The sequence below is a fragment of the Nitrosomonas sp. Nm34 genome, from assembly GCF_900113925.1.
Taxonomy (GTDB): Bacteria; Pseudomonadota; Gammaproteobacteria; order Burkholderiales; family Nitrosomonadaceae; genus Nitrosomonas.
Map to the genome: position 1 here is coordinate 1 of NZ_FORD01000049.1, position 18,651 is coordinate 18,651.

Consider the following 18,651-nt stretch of genomic DNA (forward strand, 5'->3'; position numbering starts at 1 on the left):
CGTTTGGCGCGCTCGTACTGATACGCGTCCGGATAATTCTTGATGTCCTGCGCCAACATTTCCATGTTGATCTTGGTGGCAGGTTTGTTGCGGGTAGTCTTGGGATCGGGAGTTTTGATCCAACGCATCACGCTGGCTACCCCTACACCAAAACGCTTGGCCACTTGCGCGATTGAGAGGTTCTCCTTCTCCCGAACGGATAATACTTTACGGCGAAATGATATCGGATAGGTCATCTGTAAATTATAATCAATTTATAGGAGACATGCTATAGAAGAGCACAGATGAAGCATTATCAGCAGTTCACCCGAGTGCACGCTATCAGATTTGCGAGTTACGGAAGACAAAGGTTTTAAGCAAGAAGAGATAGTGAGAAGCTAGCGTGAATAAATCTACGATTTCGCGCGAAGAAAGAGTAGTTCGGCAAGATACGTATCCCGAACAGGTAGGTATCAGCCCGACTTAAATGGAAGGTAAATTGTTCATAAGCTATAAAGCTCACTTTCAGTACCTCTATGCAGACAAACTGGTAGGGTGTAACTGGTGGCAGCCTATGCGCTGTCAGAAACCTGCGACACAAGTAAACTAAGCAAGTTGGCAAGAACAGCGTGGTATCATTCGCCACCTACCGGATCAGCATCAATGACCCGCCCGGAATGGTTGAGCAAAGCGCGCGTATAAGTGATTGAGAAAGCAATAATATGAAATTGACTGATGTTTCCGAAGAACAAGTGCAGTGGGCAGTCAATCGTCTTGGTCACCAACCACGCAGCATACCCGGATTTAGCACCCCGCATGAGGTATTCTTATAAGGGCATGGGTCGTCCGCCAGTGAACACGCCGCTGTGATCCGCTGAAATCTAGCTGAGCAATTCGAGATTGTTCACTACACGTGTAACGGCGAACACGTACCAGGCGTCAAGCTCGGCGCGGCGGCGCTCGTCAGCAGTGCGCACGTAGCCTTGCAGCGTCACCACATAGTTACTGCACTTGACGTCGATCTGTTCGGGCTGCACGAACGGATCCATCTCGAGCACCAGGCGCACGGCATCAATAACTTCGTAGTCGGTATCCTCCTCCGATGGCGCGACGTCAAGCGAGTTGACGACGTTGCAGCAGCCGGGCGTCCACCAGGCAAGTACTTCGGCAATGCGTTTGTGCGAAAGGCTGATCACTGTACCGTCGAGCGTAATGATCCCATCCTTAACTTCAAAGTCGATTAATCCGCCGCCTTCGGGCGGTGCCTCGCGTAGCGTCTCAAGCTTACTGCTACTCATGGCACGAATGGTGCAGTTGCGTAACTCGTTCGTGTTGAGCAGGAAGTTGGCGAAGGAGTTGCGGATTGCGCCGTCACCGCGCCGCTCGGAGGATACGACACGTAACCGGTCGACGACTCCGCGCGTGCCTACGATTGCGCTGGCTGCTTCGAGAGCGAGCTTCTTGGCGGCGATGTCCGCGACCTCTCCCTCCATCACCACCGAGTCTTGCACCACGCTTACCTTCACCGGATAACGATGCGGATTGATGCGCGGCTCATTTTCAAGAGCCTGCTGGATATGCTTCATCATGGCTTCGGTTTCGTTCATTTCGATCTCCCTGTCACTTAATCCGGTATAAGGAAAAAATAAACGCTCTTTTTCATATAAATGAAAGGGAAGCATCAATATTTTGATAAGTGACCAAAATAAAATTCAAAAATTTGTGCACAATTGGCAGCAAAAATTATTCGATTTAACGTTTTTGTTCTAGACGGCGTCCCAGTGAATAAGCTGAGATGATCAAGCATTTAAGCAATTGCGCCGAATTACAGGATTGCCTCTATCGCTTAATTCAAATAAGTAGCTGGCACGATCTGGTCGTAGCCAATAGTGAGAAAATAGATTCGACCGGCTCTACACACCAGATCTACAAAATAAAAAAATTGCCGTCAAAAAACGGCAGAAAAAGTTACATCTTGCGCGTAACATCGACCAACTAATGGACCAACTAATAGGTATCCCTCTTATCTTTCAAGAAGTCTTGATGACTCCTCGGATTTGGGTAGTACTTGACCTACGGGAACATAGGGTAGACCGTTCGTTGAAATTTTTTGTTTTTCTTCTGTTTGACTTGTTGCCGTGGTTGTGTTTGTTTACTGGTTTGATCCAGTTGATTTACTTGAGTGTTACTATGAATACTGTCGGTAATGGTAGCAACCTTAGTAGAACTCGTTCCACTCGCTGAAGTATTTATTGGACTTGCCCATACATGTCCGGAGGCACCAAACGCAAGAAGAATGCTTACGAGTATAGTTTTTTTATTGAATAGATTCATTTTTTTCTCCTTAGAAACTATTCCCAGTCTCATCAAAATGTTTTACATAACCCCCTATCTGAGTAGTAATCGTATATGGCATTTCATGCAATAAATATAAGCACATGCCTTAATTTGCTATAAAGAAGATCTTTAAAAATGACTAAAGAAAATCTTTAAAAAAGGAATAAGAAAAATTGAGGTAGTTGACAAACAAGATGAGTTTGCTAAGAAAATTAAGCTTAAGCGCCACAAGCTGCTGGGTAATCTTGAATCAGGGCTAAACAGTGCTATAAGGAACAGGTTATGCAATTGGCTTGAGATATGATTGATGATTAATGATAAAGTAAGCCGTCTAATTCCATTTCTAAATCAAAACTGACTTTGTCGGCCTCACCTTGCCGTATGAGTGATACTGTCTGTGGCTCGCCTTCGCGTCATGTTTGATTTGGAAATGGAATAAATCACATTACCTTCTTTCTGCTTTGGCTTTAATTTATTCCAAGAAACAGCCGCCCTTCATGCAAGCAGTCACACAGTTCTCTGTAAACAATTCTTAGTCGCGCCTGACTAAAATCCTGATCAACAGCACGCAAAATACGACGCGCCAGTGTGCCTTGTTCCAGAATGACGGTTAACGCCTGCCGCCAGGGTTGTACGCTCTGCTCTGACAGCACTGAGGCAATTAAATGCTGCCACAGCTCCCGTGCTTCACAGTGTGGTGCAGAGCAACCCATCAATCTCAGATATTCCTGGTCAGTAATCCTCGCTTGCTCGGCATCTCGTATGCAGTCGTTTAGGATCTTGACCAGAGAATCGGTACTGATCGCCTGCTGATTAGCGAATGGTGCGGTGTGCTGGTGATACAATGCATGCACGATATCACGCACCACTGCAGCGATAGCCAGATCGGCATACGGGCATTCCTGTATATCGATCAACCTGATTTCGATGGCATTGCGCACAAAACGGGCTACTGCGCCGCGTACATTGAACCATTCATGTTGCAAGATGCCTTCCGGGTCGAGCGTAGTGATCTCTTGATACATCGGTGCTAGAATCTGCTTTTCATAAGCAGCGCGAGTCGTGATCGTGTCTGGTATCACTTTGCCCATGGTGGAAGGGATTTTAATTTGATGTGTCAGGTAATTTTGCAGGCGGCAATCCAGAAAACCGGCTTGATATCCTGCAACAATCGGTGAGCTGGCTGCCAGTGCAGGCAAAACGGGTAACAGCAGTCTGATAGCTGCATGCAAGCGGGCGAATTCAGCATCGTCAGCAAAGGGCATATTGAAGTGCATGCTCTGCAGGTTGGCCCAGCCATGGCGTTTGCAATCAAAAATATCATCATAAGCACGATAGATTTCTGCGTGATCATGCGGCCATAATCGTGTCTCGTTTCGAGGATTCATCCAGGGATGCATGGCAGAAGGCATCAATCTAGCGCCCATTAACTCAAGCTCACTATTGATGTGCTGAATTTCTTTCTGAAACAATACGGCAAGAGATTCAATATCCGGCTCAGGTTCAGCATTCTTGAGTTCAAGCAGATGCAGAACGAGCTCATTGGACCAGGCCAGCCGGCCGCACTCGACTTCAGAAACATATTTGCCCGAAAGTTTATGCAGCACTTCATCTGCAATCGGCAGAACGGAAAGGCTTTCGCGCTCAACAATCATGTATTCCAACTCAATGCCGTAACCTGAGAAAGCGGGCAACATAGCCTTCACCATCCCCCTGCCTGCTTACGCCGATCTAACCGATGCAAGAATACCGTCATAATCTGTTGATACAAGACGTCCTGGAGAATAGCATCCTCATTGCCAGCATCGACGTTAGGGTTGTCATTGATTTCAATAACATAACAGCGCTTGCCGACCTCCTTGATATCTACTCCATACAGACCATCACCGACCAGATTGGCGGCCTTGAGTGCCATTTTCACTACCTTGGGCGGAGCTTCTTCCAATGAGACAGCTTGCGTGACTCCTTCGACGTAATCCCGTTTATGTTCGCCATGTTTGACAATCTGCCAGTGCCCCGGCGCCATGTAATATTTGCAGACGAATAAGGGGCGGCGATCCAGTATCGCAACTCGCCAGTCGAATTCGGTTGGTAGATATTGCTGGGCAACGATCAGCTCCGATTTGTCCAGCAATTCATCTACTTTATGACGCAACTCTTCTTCTGTCGTGACTTTAGCTACGCCCAGCGAAAATGAGCTATCCGGCTGCTTGAGCACACACGGCAAGGTGAGCGCAGGAATGACCTGTTCGACATTGTCCCGATGTACCAGTAAAGTTTTAGGTACGGGAATGCGGTGCCGCTCCATTAATTCGGCTAGATATACTTTGTTGTTGCACTTGAGAATGGAATTGGGGTCATCAATTACCACCAAACCTTCCGCAGCAGCCCGCCGCGAGAAGCGATAAGTGTAATGATTGACATAGGTGGTATCACGAATAAACAGCGCATCAAATTCAGGTAATCGGCCAAAATCAGTACGCGTAATAAATTCGACATGCATGCCAAGACTTTCTGCTGCCTTCTCGAACTGTCTCATTGCTTTGGCATTGGAAGGCGGCTCAGGATCGTTTGGGTCACGCAGAATCGCTAAATCATAACGAGGTACTATTTGCTTCTGTATCGATGGTTTGCGCCCCGAAAAATAATCTGTGGCAGCCTGTATGACAAAGCCCTGGTGTTGCAACGGAATATCGCTTGCAGCGATAGCTTTGATGTTGCGAATGTGCCACTGGTCTCCCTGGCGATCGAAATAAGCGCGCAGCAATGGCGCCGGTAATAAATTAAACAACTGACGGCTGAGCTGATCGTAATGTTTAGCCACATTACGGCCAAAATAAATACTAAGCTCGAATTGATCTGATTTGATCAAGGCCAGTGATTTTTGTATCTGTTTATCCAGATTTTCAGTAATCAATCGCACTAAACCTGGGGATAGCAGATCCTCGATAACATTGACCCGGGGAAAAGGCTTATGCCCGCGAGCTTCAGCCAGTAGTGAAACATAATAGCCTAGGCTTTGGTAGCGATAGGATTTACATAGATTGAAGACACGCACTCTGAGCTGGCTGCCATAGGCCGGGTCAGTCAAATACACTCTGGCAGGCACCACTGTTATGTCAGGAATATTCAGTGGCCAATCATGAGGATTACTGACAACAATGAGGTTGCTCATGATAGCTCAGTCATTAGTTGTTCGAGTGTTCGTGGAGGATGGATGACTAACAAATTGGAATCATACGTCACAATTCCCAACAAAATCGCTCCGATCACCCGGTCAATACTACTCCAGTATTCCTGGGTCGGCCCATAAGGATCAGCTACTAACAGCATACGCCTGGTGCGATTATAACCTGCAATAACCACGAAATGGCCCGCGGGCAAACCGCGTATATCATCCGGTATATCATCCGGCCCATGCTCGCGCGCGGCACGATACAAAAACGTCGCACTCAATCCAGTCAGAATCGGGAGACCACGGCGCAAAAGACCATGAATCAATGCATAAGAAAGATCGGCCAGGCGTAGTCGCCCACCCAGACTCAGGAATTCCAGATAGCCTTCCGTAACGTAACGCAACCTGTGATCCATCTTGGCCTCGCGCTGCTGGCGCAATCGCTCAGCAATATCCACCCCCGTCACAAACCAGGTTGGATCGAATACCTTCAGATTGTAGGTATAGATAGTGGCCTGAAAACCATTGCGTAAAGCATCGCAAGCCAGAAAAACATCAAATGTGCCCCTGCCGCTTTCCACTTTGCGGATGCGGGCAATGAGATCTTCCAGCGACTCGTTCCTGCCCCAGTAGTCATAAACAGCATGCAAGCAAGTCGGGCCACAGGTCGTCTCATCCAGCTGGGACAGTATTTTGACAGGTAAATGATGTATGGGTCTCAGCTTGGCAGCCATTCTCATCCGCCTCCTAAAGCATGGATAATATATTCATCATGTTAAGGAAAACCTGGTCAGAAGCTACAGTAGCATATTATTCTTCCATTTCTAAATCAAAACTGACTTTGTCAGCTTCACCTTGCTGTATGATTGATCCTGCCTGCGGTTCGCCTGCGCATCATGTTTGAGTTGGAAATGGAAGTATTTATTCAGGTTCTTTTTCATGCACTTTGCGATTAATCACACGTAATTGCTCTTATAATTCCTGCTCCTCCCGAGAGAGATACTCCGGCACATTTACTCAAATCCGCAAATAGAGATCGCCCGTCCGCTTGCTTCTAAATGCGGGCAATCCTTTCCCTTTCAGACGTAGGACCGCATCAGGCTGTATGCCTGCAGGCACGGTCACGTCGATCGAGCCGTGCAATGTGTGCACATTGAGTCGGGTTCCCAGCACAGCATCAGTAAGCGGTAGCGATACCGAGTGCCACAAATCAGCGCCTGCTCGCTCAAAGCGCGCATCTTGCCATGCCAAGACCACCACATACAGATCAACAGGCACACCATCCGGCGATGGGCTGGGCATGCTTTTACCAGGAATGCGCAACGCCATACCTTCCTCAATCCCCACCGGAATTTTTATTACAATACTTCCTCTTGTTCGACCTCACCGCTGCCATTACATTCCCGGCAAGGATGGTCGATGATGCTTCCACGTCCATGGCAAACAGAGCAGGGAATAATCTGCTGAATCAACAGGTGTTCTTTTTTCTCACGACGACTATGTGTGATGCGTCCAGTGCCACCCTATGTTTCACATTTTTTTGCGGCGCAACCCCTCCTTCACCGCCTGTACCATGACAGCCAGGACAAGCCACAGGATGCAGCACATGCATAACTTCTTCCCCACCTGCTGCTATCCGTTCCAGCGTGACATAAAGTTCTACCTCGATATTTGCCGCCATGAATCGGTCTTGCTCATTTGCTCCCTTCCCTACCTTGACGAAAAAAGCTATTAAACAGATTACCCATGCCGAAATCAAAATTGAGTCCACTAAAATATCCTCAAAATTGATATCGCTGAACAAATCCTCACGGCTGGTTCCTGCCACCCCGGCAAATCCACGTGCATCCTATTCTGCCCGCTTGTGCGGATCAGAGAGAATCGCATAAGCCTCAGCAATTTCCTTGAAAACGCTCCTCAGCCTCAGGTTCTTTATTACGATCTGGATGATACTTCAGCGCAAGGGTACGAAAAGTATCCTTGATGGCCTTTTGATCGGCATTCTTGGCGGAACACTCAATACCTCATAATAATCACGCTGATCAGAAATAATGCTTTCCCAGGCTTTGGTTATCGTTAAAAACTCATTTAAAGCTCATTTAAAACTCATTCTATTCATTGAAAGTATTTCTTCAACTTTTCTTTGGTTAGCAGCAAGTTTTGTAAATTTTTGATTAGAAACTCAACTGAGTACGGAAAGAAAGCGCTGATGGATTATCTTTGCGCGTTAGTGTTTCAGAACCTGTATGACCGATATTAGCTTCAGTCAGGTAATAATTCAGCATAAAACGGATATTTTGATAAGGATACCAATTAATCCCCAGCGTGATGACTTGAACCTGGCATTTCGAAGTCCCTGTCTTGCAGGGATCCGCATCAAGGCTTTGAATGACGTTCTCAGCGAGATCGTAGCGGGCGGCAAGTTCCAGTGCGCCCCATTTCCGGATCGGTTTCGGTTTGCCAAAAGTATTCCGATCCTTCTTATAAACTGCATTCTCTCCCGTCACAAACCAGCTTGCCTGGATATAGAAGGCATGGATCGTGGAATCTTTTGTATTTCCATTTAGTTGATGGGTATTATCAAGATGCGCTATCGCATATTCGCCTTGTAGCGTTAACGCCTTGAAAGCATACGCTGCTTCGGCAGAGAAAGTCGATTGACTGTTGCTATTCGGGGCACTTGGACTTGCCCCTGCCACTCCTAAAGATTGGCTTATTCCCTCACGTCCGCCATAGATATCCACTATCTTGGCAGGTAACGAATCTTTATTGGCCGTATCTCTGCTGAGAGAGAATCCAAGATGAAGAATGTTGTCTTCTTTATCCAACGGCAACCACACCATGCGACCACCATAAGTTATCCCTTCAATAGGCAAACCAAAATGGGAAAGACTCATGACATCGATACCGAAGCCAATATTGTCCCTGAGCATTGCTTTGTAACCGATGCCGGTTAAAAATTGTCGTCCGCTATATATTCCGGTAGAGGAAGTGGATGGACGTTCCATCAGAGTAATTTCATTGGAGCTGGTTAACTCTTCCATACCACGATAAGGTTTGAATTGACCCAGTGTAATCTGGCCTGGGCCCAGTTTAGTTGAAAGCCACGCTTCACGCAGGCTATGCGGGAAAGCGCTATTAGCATTAACAGCAAAGTCATTTTCAAATTTGAAATTTAAACTGTAGATTCTACCTGTGAGCGTGGCGTAAGTACGGCGCCAATTAAACCCATCGCGATCATGACTGCTGAGAAGTTGACTACCGAATGCAGGGTAATCGGGATCAGCTTGGTCTGGATAAAATGAATGGACATCCAGATGCGCGCGGCCGTTGAGTCCTATCTCAAAATTACCCTCATCACTCTTGATTCTCGGGCCTCCTTTAAAGGTCACATTAACCGCATAACAAGGAGCCATGCTTAAAATGATCAATACAATGACGATAAAAAACGGAATAACACGCTTCATACTGATTGAGTTTTTCAGGAATAATCGCGACCATAACGCCATGATTTGCTTTATTCGTTCTGCTCTTCTCTGTATTTTCGCAGAAACTACCACTGAGACGCTCCGGCCAGTTGCTACAATAGCTTTATTAACAATTGCAAATAATCTCCATTTGTAAGATGAACAAACGTCTAGCTACCTGCTTACTCATCATTGCCGGCCTCAGTATAACCGTGTTTAGCTTCTACGTAGTTTCTCTTCCTCTGCTAGCGTCATTCATCAGCGATCAGCTACGTAAACAGGGTATCCTACTTCATTCCCTTGCGGTTACGGATGTTTCGTTCAATAGCCTGCTTTTACGTAATCTGTCGATCGGCAGGGACAATGAGCTGCAAATCAGCAAAATCCATATCACCTGGCGTTTGCGCGACCTGCTGGCAGGTACGGTAGGCTCAATTGAAATAAGCGGTCTGCAAGCGGCGTTTGATTTGAGCAGTGAGCAACCTCTTTGGGGTTCGCTTCAATCTGCCATGCCATCGACTGGAGAAGATCCCGGTGCGATTTGGCTACCGGCTATCTCCTTACGGGATTCAATTATTCATCTGTGCTCGGCACAGGGTCACTTTGTCATTACGCTGGAAGGTAACGTTGTTCAAGCTGATTCAGGCATTCAAACTGTCCATCTCGATGCTGAAATTAAAGATTCATTCGTGCAAGGAAAAAGCTCACTTGCTATCGCTAGGGATACTCAGGGACATCTCCAAGGCAAGATCACTGTCTCAGAAGGGAAACTGAATTTGCCTCAGCTAGAAATTTTTGACTTCTCTGGCCAGGCTGCTTTCGTATTCTCAGCAATGCGGCCACCACACATCCAAGCTGAATTCGTGCTATCCGATATTCATCTACCCAATAGCGAACAGAAAGAAAAAGTTTTTGAGCAAGCCAGATTCAACTTGCAAATGGATGAAAATAACGCCCACCTAACCGGAAAGCTCATGGCGTCCAGTGACTCCCTCATAGCACATCTTGATGCCACGGTGCGTCATTACGATAGTACACCTGACATTGAACTGGTTTTAAACGCAAGCGATACAGTCAACTATTATCCTTGGCAATTACTTGGTCTGGCACAGCCAGATAGCGGAATGATCACATTACAAATGAAAGTCACAGGACAGACTCCTCCTTTTCAAGAACTCTACCATAATGCGTTGCATGACTTGAATAGTCTGGGCTGGCTGCAGCGGCTTACACTGGCTGGTCAAGCCCGGCTTGAACTGCAAAACCTCAGCTATGCGCAAAAATTATCAAATCTACATGGCCTGCTCAGGCTAGATGCTGCGTTAACCAAGGGTTCAGGCAAACTCGAGCTGCATGCCGAAACAGACCGGCTCGTTATCGGGCCGATAGTGGCCCGTGCTACCTCTGCTGTTTTGCCGCTGCAGATTCGTTTCGAGCAGGACACTTGGCAAATGGGACTACAAAAACCGGGGCAGGTCACCATTAAAAAAATTGACCCGATGGATGCTTTCAATCTCAAGAGCTCGTTAGACCTGTCTATCCAGAAGATGGATATCGAGCTGGTAAAAAATTCGCGCGGGGCGATACTTAATCACCACCTCGTAGTACGGCCTCGTCCCATTACATTACTGGTTAAACAGAAACAGGCGGCAGCAGTAGAGGCACAAATTTTCCCAGGCAAAATATCCTTGAGCGGGAAGCTTGGCTCAGGCGAAAAATATCAAGGTCTCGGTACGATACATCATGCAAGTCTGACTCTACTACCCTCACAGATCCGACTGAATGAGATAGCTGCAATGCTGAAATTCGGTACGACTGAGAATGACAAGGTCGCTGACTTCACGATTGGTCAGCTATCTCATCAAGCAGTTACACCCTACTTCGCCCCATTCTCCCTTTCTGGCAAGATTACAAGCAAGTCTGTTCATGGGCAACCCAAGGCATATACGATTGATGCTGTCGGTGGAATACCCGACACACGTTATTTGAGAATCATAGGAGAGCAGGCAATCGATGGCAGGGAAGGCATGCTGAAGATAATGATTGCCCCGTTAACTTTTGCGAATGATGGCCTGCAACCTAAAACACTTTTTCCCGCTCTTGCCCAGCTTGAGGATGTAAGTGGCATGGTCAGCGCTAGTGTTAAATTCAAGTGGTCCAAGAAGGGCATGCGCAGCAGCGGCATACTGGATTTAAACAATGTATCGTTTATCCATCAGGCTGCCAAAATCAGCGGGATGAATGCCACACTGGATTTGGTTGACTTATTGTCGCCACGCAGCCCACCCCAGCAAAGCCTGACTATTCGACAGGTTGATGCGGGTATTCCCATGGAAAATTTGGTGGTTTCTTATCAAATTAAAGCTTCACCGCCTCGAATTATTCTCGAAAAAGCAAACCTTTTCTTGCTTGGCGGCATCGTGTCTTTAGGACCCACTCTCATCGATCCAACTTCTATTCGCAATGATATCTTAATACTCGTAAATAATATCGAACTCGCGGCTCTTTTTGACCTGATTAAAGTAGAAGGATTAGCAGGTAACGGTCGTCTCGATGGCAGTATTCCCATCACGTTCGAAGGTGATCATATCATCATCCACGACAGTCACCTTGAGGCAGACATACCCGGCATGCTGCAATTCCAATCTGAAAAAGCCGCACAAATGCTGGCAAGCACAGGCAAAGAAATGCAGCTATTGCTTCAAGTGCTGCAGGACTTTCACTATACCGAATTGTCATTAAAGCTGAACAAATCCGCTGCTCATGACCTGAAAGCCACCCTCTCTCTGCTGGGAAATAATCCCAATGTTAAAAAGGGACGGATGTTTCGTTTGAATATTAATCTTGAAAGTAATATTGGTGAAATTCTAGAGGCCATTAATCAGGGCTACAAGTTATCCAACGAAATACTGCGCGATCTGTTCAGGCTAGATTAATGACTTCTCAAATAAATTGTATATAGTATAGGTTTATTATGATTATTATACGATCGTGGCAAAATCCGGCTCTAACGATCAACCAGTAAAGGAAATGCAATCATGTACAAAACTTATCAAATAAGAAATATCCTCTCTAGCATGGGATTGTTGATACTTTGCTGTTTGTTAATCACCGCCTGCACCCCCACAGTCAAAGTCAAAGCACCACAAGAACCTATCACTATTAATCTTAATGTCAAGCTGGATGCCGATATACGCGTACAGCTTGAAGAAGAAGCGAAAAAAGACATTCAAGCCAATCCAAATGTCTTCTAGTGCCAAATGAAATCGATAAGGAAAATATCATGCTCCATATTCCATGCATTTTAAAAACAAAACCTTTACTGGAAATCTTTAGTGCTATCCTTTTGACCTTATTGCTTTATGGAACACCTGCCCGAGCCGATAATCTGGAACAGTTACGTGCCTCAGGAGCAATCGGTGAAAGTTATAGCGGATATGTCATTGCCAGGACCCCCCACGCTCAAGCTGAGGCTAAAGCCATTAATACTCAACGTAGAGCAATTTATCAGGAAAAGGCTACTGCCCAGCGAGTGGGTGTTGATCAGGTCGGTAAAGTTTATGCTATCGAAATATTTAAGAAACTCCCTGCTGGCACTTGGTTCCAAAAAGAGAATGGTCAATGGGTACGGAAATAATCAGGATAATAGCAAATAAATATTGATCAATTTTGAGCTTGTCAGGGTAAATACACGTGTAAAGATACCGATACCATTCAGGGCATCTCTAAAAATTCATATTTGCGAGCATCCGTTTCGCCGATTGCCTGCTTACCCCGTCTCGTCATCATATTTCGTTGTTCACTAAAAATGTTTCCTTACCTATCAGTGATAGGCTGTGTCAACATTTTTTGTTCTCATCTTATCTTGTTTAGAACTCTGGAAACTCTGAATTTTTAGAGGAGCCCTTCATTCACCTCTGTATTTTTTCTCGCTCAGCTTCTGCTAGCAATTTAGCCACTGCATCTTCGAGCTCGTGCACGATGCGTTCTTCTGCGCTTCGCTCTTTTCCATCTGATGCGAGTGCTTGCAGTTGGAGCATTGGCCCAAAAATTACAGTAATAGGCCGGAAATGTGGCCACAGCGCCCCTACTGGAAGGGACTCATAAGCACCCATAATAGCAGCAGGCACTACCACGACCGGATAGCGTGCGAGAATCATCCCAATTCCTGGCCGGAAGGGTTGTAACTGCCCGGTAACCGATCGGCTGCCTTCGGGAAACCAGACCAGGTTATTTCCTCTGCGCAGAACGGCTGAACCGAAAGCCAGACTGGAAATGGCCTTGCTTTCCTGGTCAATGGGCACTACCTGCGCGATTCTGCTCACTGCGCGGAATACAATATTGCGAAACGCCGCACCGGTAAATCCAGCCCAGTAAGTACGTTGCAAGCGCCGATAATCGAGTACGGCAGCAAGCATAAACGGATCAAGAAAACTGACATGGTTGCTGACCAGCACGAACTGGCTATCGGCAGGTACATGTTCTAATCCTGCTGCTCGCACACGAAAAAAAACTCGCATCAACAGACGGTTAAGCGCATAAAGTCCCCGTGCCACCACTGATAAAAACGGCCCGTGTAGTCTCAACCAGTGTTTTTGCTGTGACGATAGAAATTCTTCCGGTTGCTCAATCAGCGTCGCAGCCGATCGGGTTACAGAAGCCTCGCTCACCTCTCGCAGCAGATCGCGTACCGTATCAATACGACTGATAGCCTCTTCACTCAAGTCTACACCCGTGCGCTCACCGATTTCGAGCGTCACATTCAACCATTCGATCGAATCAATACCGAGATCGAGTTGTGGACTGGTATTGAGTGTCAGTCGCCTGGGTGCGTAGCGTGTCGTTAGCCATTCCCACACGCTGCGAGCAACAGGATCATCGAACAGCGCCCGATCCTGTTCGATGAGTTCTTCCAATGCCATAGGCCCACTCGCTGTCTCACTGGTTGCTACGAACCTTTTCACGTCTAAATACCGCTCCTTCAAACGATGCCGTTGGAGCTTGCCCAGGCGTGTGCGTGGCAAGGGATCACGCGTAATGCCATAGTCCGAGATACGCTGATAAGAGGGAAGGGTATGCGCCGCTGACATGAGCGCTTCGCGTACTGCGCTTTCGATATCGCTGTTCCGACGCCGAACTTCACGCATCTCTGGAACAATGACGGCAACGAGTCGCCCCTTCTCTGCCAGAATTCCCAACTCGCGAATGACTGGGTGTTGTTGATAAACCTCCTCGACATCTTCCGGTTGAACATTCTCACCGCCTTCCGTCACAATCAACGTCGAAGCCCGACCAAGCAGGAAAAGGTAGCCCTCTGTATCGAAACGGCCGAGATCGCCAGTACGGAACCAGCCATCAGCAGTAAATGCCTTGGCTGTTTCTTCAGGCAGATGATGATAGCCAGTGAAGACATTGGGGCCGCGTACCTGCACCTCACCATATGCTTCATCTCTTGCACTCATTTCAACGAGCGGCATCAGGCGAACGTACACACCCGGAAACGGTTTACCGACACTACCAATGCGAAGACTATCGGGATGGTCGTAGCTAATGTTAGGGGCTGTCTCAGTCATACCGTAACCAATCATCAGTTGCCAGCCTAATCCCTCGAGCTTCCAAGCAAGCTCGGGATTAAGTGCGGCGCCGCCGCAAACGGTTAGCCGTAACGAGGGCGCAAAGCGCTGATGCAGCGGCCGGAACAGCCATTGCCCCACGCGCCAACCAAATACACGACGCAAGTACAGAGACACCTGAAGCATGCCATAAAAAAAGGAATAAACAGCTTTGCCCTGGGCATGCATACGCGCATCAATCGCACTGTAGAGTGCGTCATAAAGACGAGGAACGCCGACCATAACGGTAGCCTGACCTTGCTGCATGGCTCGCACGATTTGCGGGCCTGTCAAGGCATGGGGTAATATAATCGTTAGTCCTAATGCAAGTGGCAACAGCATGCCGCAGACGAAAGGAAAGACATGGTGTAAGGGCAACGGCAGCAGCAGTCTGTCGTCCGTCAGCGTGACGCGGGTTTGGAATAGGCCATGCAGCGAAAAAGCAATATTAGCATGGGTAAGCGGCACGCCTTTGGGTCGCCCAGTGGTACCCGAAGTATAAAACAGGGCCGCTGCATCAGCGGGAGTAACTTCAGGCAGAACCACTTCGTCAGCTATTGCCAATTGACGCCAGTGGCGCGAATTCGCCTCATCTCCATCGTATACAATAAGCTGCAAACTCTGGGTGCTGGCCAAGGCTTCGAACCGTGCCAGATGGTCTTCAGTCACAAAGGCTATGCGCACCTGGCTGTCAGTAAACATACACTCGAGTGTCTGTGTGCCAAGCTGGGCATCGATCGGCACGACTACCGCCCCTGCTTTTAGGATTGCAAGTGCTGCCACAATGGTTTCTGAGCGATTAAATGCAAGTAAGGCAATTCGATCGCCTTTTCTTACCCCGAGTTTTGATAATCTGCGCGCAAGCGCTAAGACATTAGCGGAAAGTTCTCGGTAGGTCCAGGTTCGGACCCCCTGCTTCTGGAGTGAATAGATGGCGATGGCTTCACGCTCCGCACATACATCGAGCAGTGTACAGAGTGTCGCAATTTTGGCTACTTCTGATTGCTGAATGTGTTTCGACATTGAGGTCTCCACCATGAACAACAGAGTTTTAATTGAACTTGCTTTGCTCGACTTTTAAAACACTTTTTCTTGCTGATACCAGGCATTATCAAGGCAGCATTTTGTCATTCAAATATCACGAGCGTTTTCGCATACCGACACACAAGCGGTTTTTGCTGTTTTTGCTTAATGTCAGACAGCACTTTTAAACTCAATATCAAAGCTGGCAACAATGAGTAAAAATTTGTAGTACTGCACGCCTCAGTACCACCAGATTTTAAATTCTATATACTGAAAAGGTTGTTGAAAAACATATTCGAGGTCGTCGATGCTAAATGTTGATGGCTTTCAGTTTTCCGATCAGGCAGTCACCGTCTATAGATTCAATCATCGGGTTGTAAATCAAGGGCAACAATTATTTTGTTATAACCAGTATACATTTCCATCACTGTAAGTATTTCTAAAATATTACGTTCTGAGTAACCCGATTTTTTTAATGCATTAAAATCAGAATCATTGAGATAATGAGGATCTTTTGTTGCTGTGCTCACGAATTTAAGTACAAGATCAAGACGCTGATCACTTGATTCGCCATTCGCTATAGACTCGACAGTGGCTGAGTTAAATCCAAGCTTTACAAGATTTTCTTTATGTATGTTTAAGCAAAAATCGCAACCATTTACTTTTGATACTCGTGTTGCTATCGCTTCTTTTACCTCTATGGGTAGATTACCTTTTCCCAGGATATTATTTGTGCGATTCCAATTCGCCTGCAAAATATGAGGATGTAGCGCAAATGCCCGATAAGCTGCAGGAACTCGCCCCACTTTTTCTCTCAGTTCACTGAAGATATCACTGACTTCCAAGTCATTCATGTTTTCAATTTCCAGATTGATTCTCGCCATTTTCTCCTCTATAACTTGTTTCTAATAAGATGACAGAAGCTAAGAGAGAAGTAAACGCTAATTGATGCATTTGGGGAATAATCGGCATGTAAGCTCCTATCCAAAATCAGCTTTCCAGCTTTTATTTACACAAATAAAGTGCTTAGGTGGATAGTATGTGCTATGCACAGCTGTAGTTATCCATTGCGCAAAGGAATTGCACTTGCTTTTCTTGCAGTTCTTGGTAACAGAGATCAGCGTTTATTTTCCTTATATCCATCAGTATAATCCCGCTCTGATCAAATATTAAATTTATTATTTTTTGCTGAGGCGGTCATGCTGCTGTGGTTCGTTATTTTCTACTTGATGATTTCTGTGGGCATTGGTCTCTATGCTGCCACACGAGTGCACAATGCAAAAGACTTTGCTGTTGCAGGACGCTCACTACCCGTGTATGTAGTCACCGCAACAGTTTTCGCTACTTGGTTTGGGGCTGAGGCTGTATTTGGCGTGCCGGCCACTTTCGTAGAAAATGGCTTGACCGGCGTAGCCGCCGACCCCTTTGGTTCCTCGATGTGTCTAGTCATCGCTGGTATTCTTTTTTCACGCTATCTCTACCGGCTCAATATCATCACGCTGGGAGACTTCTACCGTATGCGCTATAGCCGACCAGTCGAAGTGCTTACCTCACTCTGTATTGTTGCAGCCTATTTAGGCTGGGTGGCAGCACAGATCAAGGCACTCGGTTTGATTTTTTACGTCGTTACCGACGGTACGGTAAGCCAGGAAACAGGCATGATTCTTGGTACTGTTATTGTACTCACCTATACGACTTTCGGTGGTATGTTCTCGGTAGCAATCCTGGATTTCGTGCAGATGTTTGTGTCGATGAGTGGCTTGTTTTTTATTGCCTGGATTGTCAGCGGCAAAGTCAGCGGTGGTGCGATGGCAGTTATTGATCATGCCAGCTTAGCAGGTAAACTTGATTTTTTCCCCGAAATGGATCCATTAAAATGGATTACCTTTCTCGGCGCCTGGGTCACCATGATGCTCGGTTCTATCCCGCAGCAAGACGTATTTCAACGCATTACCTCAGCAAAAAGCGCTACTGTCGCGCTTTGGGGCTCGGTCATTGGTGCTACCATTTATTTCTGTTTTGCCTTTGTGCCAATGTTCATTGCTTATTCTGCTACTTTGATCGACCCGATACTATTCTCGAAATTGTTAGCAGAGGATTCTCAATTGTTACTGCCGACACTGGTATTACAGCACACACCATTGGCTGCCCAGGTGTTGTTCTTTGGTGCAGTTATCTCCGCAATCATGAGTTGTTCCTCAGCCACTTTACTCGCTCCGTCTGTCACTTTTGCTGAAAATGTAATTCGGGGCTTTTGGCCGAAAATAGGTGATCACCAGTTCCTTTGGGTCATGCGAGCCACGTTGGTGAGTTTCGGAGGGATTGTACTCGCGTTCGCATTAAATTCTGATTCCTCTATTTTCGAAATGGTAGAAAGTGCCTATAAGGTCACGCTTGCTGGCGCATTTGTACCATTACTCAGCGGAATATTTTGGAAGCGTGCCACTACTCAGGGTGCGTTAGCGGCAATTTTCGGTGGCTTGTTGTCATGGCTCATGATTGAAATCCTGATCGGTGAAGAAAGTCTAATACCTCCACAGCTGGTTGGTCTTAGTATTTCGGCAGTAGGGATGATTGCCGGTTCACTGCTGCCACAATGGGTCGGTCATAAAACACCTGGCCGATCTTTGCACGAATTGCAGCATCATGCGGCTATGGAGACCCATCATATAACGCCACGCTAGCCTGAATATTGCACGAAGGGAGATGGCAATTCCATAATAATTCTTTATAATTCAGTGACCTATGCTGAATAAAGAAAAGGAATTGCCAGTGACAAAGTGTACCCGGGAATCATTCAAATTTCCAGATGTAAAGAAGCGTACTGTTGAAGTGAATTTGCAAGGTGGTGATATCACATCAGATGGTGGCGTCATGTTATTGCGGCAGGCGGATAAGCACATTGGGCTGAGTAAAGCGGTTGCTCAAGTACTGGAAGACACTCGTCGGCAGGCAAGTTGCCAGCATGATAGGTTGGCACTATTGCGCCAACGGGTTTATGCATTGGCATGTGGTTATGAAGACCTCAATGATCATCAGCCATTACGCCATGATTTAG

General features: G+C 46.7%; 18 protein-coding genes and 1 pseudogene. 5 read left to right on the forward strand and 14 right to left on the reverse strand.

The genetic code is table 11. The features are described from left to right. The 12 genes from BM283_RS14010 to BM283_RS14060 all read right to left on the reverse strand — a co-directional run. Positions 1-236: IS630 transposase-related protein (locus tag BM283_RS14010; RefSeq protein ID WP_090694202.1), on the reverse strand; the 236-nt coding region annotated here is incomplete at its 3' end. A gap of 378 nt (positions 237-614) precedes the next feature. After that, positions 615-797 (reverse strand): hypothetical protein, encoded by a 183-nt coding sequence (locus BM283_RS14015; protein WP_090694180.1) that lies wholly within the window; start codon positions 795-797, stop codon positions 615-617. Positions 798-860: 63 nt separating this feature from the next. Further along, positions 861-1,586 (reverse strand): BON domain-containing protein, encoded by a 726-nt coding sequence (locus tag BM283_RS14020; protein WP_090694204.1) that lies wholly within the window; start codon positions 1,584-1,586, stop codon positions 861-863. A gap of 466 nt (positions 1,587-2,052) precedes the next feature. Next, positions 2,053-2,313: a hypothetical protein gene (locus BM283_RS14025; RefSeq protein ID WP_090694182.1), complete on the reverse strand. Its 261-nt coding sequence runs from the start codon at positions 2,311-2,313 to the stop codon at positions 2,053-2,055. Between the two features lie 470 nt (positions 2,314-2,783). Further along, positions 2,784-4,025, reverse strand: coding sequence for a carboxylate-amine ligase (locus tag BM283_RS14030; protein WP_254776380.1), 1,242 nt, complete (start codon positions 4,023-4,025; stop codon positions 2,784-2,786). Beyond that, positions 4,019-5,491, reverse strand: coding sequence for a RimK family protein (locus tag BM283_RS14035; RefSeq protein ID WP_090694184.1), 1,473 nt, complete (start codon positions 5,489-5,491; stop codon positions 4,019-4,021). The genes BM283_RS14030 and BM283_RS14035 overlap by 7 nt, the downstream gene beginning before the upstream one ends. Next, positions 5,488-6,225: a C39 family peptidase gene (locus BM283_RS14040; RefSeq protein ID WP_090694186.1), complete on the reverse strand. Its 738-nt coding sequence runs from the start codon at positions 6,223-6,225 to the stop codon at positions 5,488-5,490. Before BM283_RS14040 ends, BM283_RS14035 begins: the two co-directional genes overlap by 4 nt. A gap of 283 nt (positions 6,226-6,508) precedes the next feature. Next, the gene (locus tag BM283_RS14045) at positions 6,509-6,856 is read right to left on the reverse strand and encodes a DnaJ C-terminal domain-containing protein (protein ID WP_368086444.1); all 348 of its coding nucleotides are present in this window, start codon (positions 6,854-6,856) and stop codon (positions 6,509-6,511) included. Then, positions 6,850-6,963: a hypothetical protein gene (locus tag BM283_RS20655; RefSeq protein WP_368086443.1), complete on the reverse strand. Its 114-nt coding sequence runs from the start codon at positions 6,961-6,963 to the stop codon at positions 6,850-6,852. The genes BM283_RS14045 and BM283_RS20655 overlap by 7 nt, the downstream gene beginning before the upstream one ends. After that, complete coding sequence (locus tag BM283_RS19565) at positions 6,960-7,319, reverse strand: hypothetical protein (RefSeq protein ID WP_139225289.1); 360 nt, start codon at positions 7,317-7,319, stop codon at positions 6,960-6,962. The genes BM283_RS20655 and BM283_RS19565 overlap by 4 nt, the downstream gene beginning before the upstream one ends. Positions 7,320-7,383: 64 nt before the next feature. After that, complete coding sequence (locus tag BM283_RS20660; RefSeq protein ID WP_368086445.1) at positions 7,384-7,512, reverse strand: DnaJ domain-containing protein; 129 nt, start codon at positions 7,510-7,512, stop codon at positions 7,384-7,386. 153 nt (positions 7,513-7,665) lie between these two features. Continuing rightward, a complete protein-coding gene (locus BM283_RS14060) occupies positions 7,666-9,051 on the reverse strand; it encodes an OprO/OprP family phosphate-selective porin (RefSeq protein ID WP_254776381.1) in 1,386 nt (461 codons plus the stop codon). Between the two features lie 65 nt (positions 9,052-9,116). On the opposite strand from BM283_RS14060, the gene BM283_RS14065 reads away from it, so the two are divergent. From BM283_RS14065 to BM283_RS14075, 3 genes are all read left to right on the forward strand, one after another. After that, positions 9,117-11,894, forward strand: a complete 2,778-nt coding sequence (locus tag BM283_RS14065) for an intermembrane phospholipid transport YdbH family protein (RefSeq protein ID WP_090694192.1) — start codon at positions 9,117-9,119, stop codon at positions 11,892-11,894. A gap of 102 nt (positions 11,895-11,996) precedes the next feature. Beyond that, positions 11,997-12,212 carry a YnbE family lipoprotein gene (locus BM283_RS14070; RefSeq protein WP_175492156.1) on the forward strand — a complete coding sequence of 72 codons (216 nt, stop codon included), beginning with the start codon at positions 11,997-11,999 and terminating at the stop codon, positions 12,210-12,212. Between the two features lie 29 nt (positions 12,213-12,241). Further along, complete coding sequence (locus BM283_RS14075; protein WP_090694194.1) at positions 12,242-12,595, forward strand: YdbL family probable chaperone protein; 354 nt, start codon at positions 12,242-12,244, stop codon at positions 12,593-12,595. A gap of 274 nt (positions 12,596-12,869) precedes the next feature. Here BM283_RS14075 and BM283_RS14080 read toward each other — a convergent pair whose 3' ends face one another. Both BM283_RS14080 and BM283_RS14085 read right to left on the reverse strand, forming a co-directional pair. After that, on the reverse strand, positions 12,870-15,593 hold the full coding sequence (locus BM283_RS14080) for an AMP-binding protein (RefSeq protein WP_175492157.1): 2,724 nt from the start codon (positions 15,591-15,593) through the stop codon (positions 12,870-12,872). 362 nt (positions 15,594-15,955) lie between these two features. Next, complete coding sequence (locus BM283_RS14085) at positions 15,956-16,477, reverse strand: carboxymuconolactone decarboxylase family protein (protein ID WP_090694198.1); 522 nt, start codon at positions 16,475-16,477, stop codon at positions 15,956-15,958. A gap of 315 nt (positions 16,478-16,792) precedes the next feature. On the opposite strand from BM283_RS14085, the gene BM283_RS14090 reads away from it, so the two are divergent. Further along, positions 16,793-18,277, forward strand: a complete 1,485-nt coding sequence (locus BM283_RS14090; protein WP_090694200.1) for a high affinity choline transporter 1 — start codon at positions 16,793-16,795, stop codon at positions 18,275-18,277. Between the two features lie 160 nt (positions 18,278-18,437). Then, positions 18,438-18,651 (forward strand): annotated as a pseudogene (locus tag BM283_RS14095) (transposase); the annotation flags it as partial.